The sequence below is a fragment of the Nocardia nova NBRC 15556 genome, assembly GCF_001613005.1.
In the GTDB taxonomy this organism is placed as follows: Bacteria; Actinomycetota; Actinomycetes; order Mycobacteriales; family Mycobacteriaceae; genus Nocardia; species Nocardia nova.
This window is the reverse complement of the sequence record NZ_BDBN01000186.1, coordinates 1-1,831: the sequence shown is the minus strand read 5'-3', so window position 1 is coordinate 1,831 and position 1,831 is coordinate 1. Positions and strand designations below refer to the sequence as shown.

Below are 1,831 nucleotides of genomic sequence, written 5' to 3'. Positions count from 1 at the left end.
CCGGAGCCACCGCGCCCGCACCGGCACCGGCCGCGCCCGCCGCACCGAAACCGGCCGCCCGCCCCCGCAAGGGCAAAGTCAAGCCCAGCGCCCCCGCGCCCGCCCCGGTATCGGGTACGACCGTGTCTCGCCCGAACGGCCAGGACTACCACCTGCGCAAGCTCGCGGGACGCACCGATGTGGATGTGCTGCGCACCATGCGCACCGCCGAGGTTCCGGTGCTGTTGTACGGGCCGCCCGGAACGGGCAAGACCTCGCTGATCGAGGCCGCCTACGGGGATCTGCTCACCGTGCAGGGCGACTCGGACACCACGGTCGCCGACTTCGTGGGCGAGTACACCCAAAACCCCGATGGCACTTTCGTTTTCGTGCACGGGCCGCTGGTCCGGGCGATGCGCGAGGGCCGGGTGCTGTTCGTCGACGACGCGACCCTCATCCCGCCGACCGTGCTCGCGTCGCTGTATCCGGCGATGGACGGCCGCAAAGAGATCGTGATCAAAGCCCACGGCGGCGAGGTCGTCAAAGCCGAGCCGGGGTTCTTCGTGGTGGCCGGGCACAACCCCGGTGTGCACGGGGCGATCTTGTCCGATGCGCTCTCGTCCCGGTTCGCGTTCCAGGTCCAGGTCGGCAGCGACTACGACCTCGCCGAACAACTCGGGGTCGAACCGAAAGCGGTCAAAGTCGCGCGCAACCTGGCCACCCGCAAGAGCGCGGGCGAGATCGGGTGGGCTCCGCAACTGCGAGAACTGCTGGCGTTCAAGAAGATCGCCGCCGCCACCGACCTCGCGACCGCTGCGGCGAACCTGCTCGGCACCGCACCCGAGGACGACCGCGAGATCGTCGCCACCGTGGTGCGCTCGGTGTTCGGCACCGCCTACCAGCCCCTCACGCTCGGCCCCCGCATCTGACCCCGCATCCCCTGCACGAAAGGACTGCACGCCATGACTTCCCACGTGATCTCCGACCTGACCGCCACCCCCACCACACCGCCGAGGAGAGCGGGCTGGGAAACCTTGTCGGCCGCGATGACCGCCGAGGCTGCCCCGATCGCTGACCGCGACGACCTGATCGTCACTATCGCCCCCGGTGCCGCGCACGGGCACCCGGCGGTGTTCTTCCCCGCCCGCGCCGCGATCGAACTCGACGGCGACCTGCTGAAAGTCGATCCCGGCACAGCGCGACCGGATCGGCTGGCCGACCGCGCCCGGTATGCGGCGGTGTGGGGTGCGTTCACCCACGAATGCGCCCACGCCCAGCACTCCCGCTGGACTCCGCCCCCGGTGGCGAATCCGGCGGTGGTCGAGGCCGCGCTGCTGCTGGAGGAGTCCCGGATCGAGGCGGCGCAGGTGCGCCGCCGCCCCGACGACCGGCATTGGCTGCGCGCCTCGGCCACCGAGATCGTCATCGGCGACACCGGCGGGCCCGCCGCCGCCTCGTCCCTGCCCGCGACCGACTACGCCGCCGCCCACACCGCCGCGCTGCTGCTCGGCCGAGTCGACGGCGGCATCCTCGAGCCGACAGAGTGCGGCCCCGCCGCCGCCGCTGCCGAAAAGATCCTCGGCACGGCGAAACTCGACGCGCTGCGCGAGATCTGGCGCGAGGCGCATGCCACCGCCGACGACGACACCGCACGCATGCTCGAACTCGGGCAACGCTGGCTCGACATCGTCGGCCCCGACCCGCACGCCGACCCCGACCCCGAATCGGCGCTCTCGGCCGCGATCGCCGAAACGGTCGCCAACATCGGCAAGGCCGTGGAGGCGGAACCGATTCCGGTCGACCCCGCCGACGCCGCGCGTGCCGCCGCGCGCGCCGAGGCCGCCGTGGAGGC

The 1,831-nt window shown here is 72.1% G+C and carries 2 protein-coding genes; both read left to right on the top strand.

Features of this window, described 5'->3' with window-relative positions; all coding sequences use genetic code 11:
* A partial coding sequence (locus NN2_RS35620) for an ATP-binding protein (protein WP_063019661.1) occupies positions 1 to 908 on the top strand: 908 nt, incomplete at its 5' end.
* 33 nt (positions 909 to 941) lie between these two features.
* Positions 942 to 1,831, top strand: an 890-nt coding sequence (locus NN2_RS35615; RefSeq protein ID WP_439955881.1) for a hypothetical protein, incomplete at its 3' end; no start/stop codon positions are given.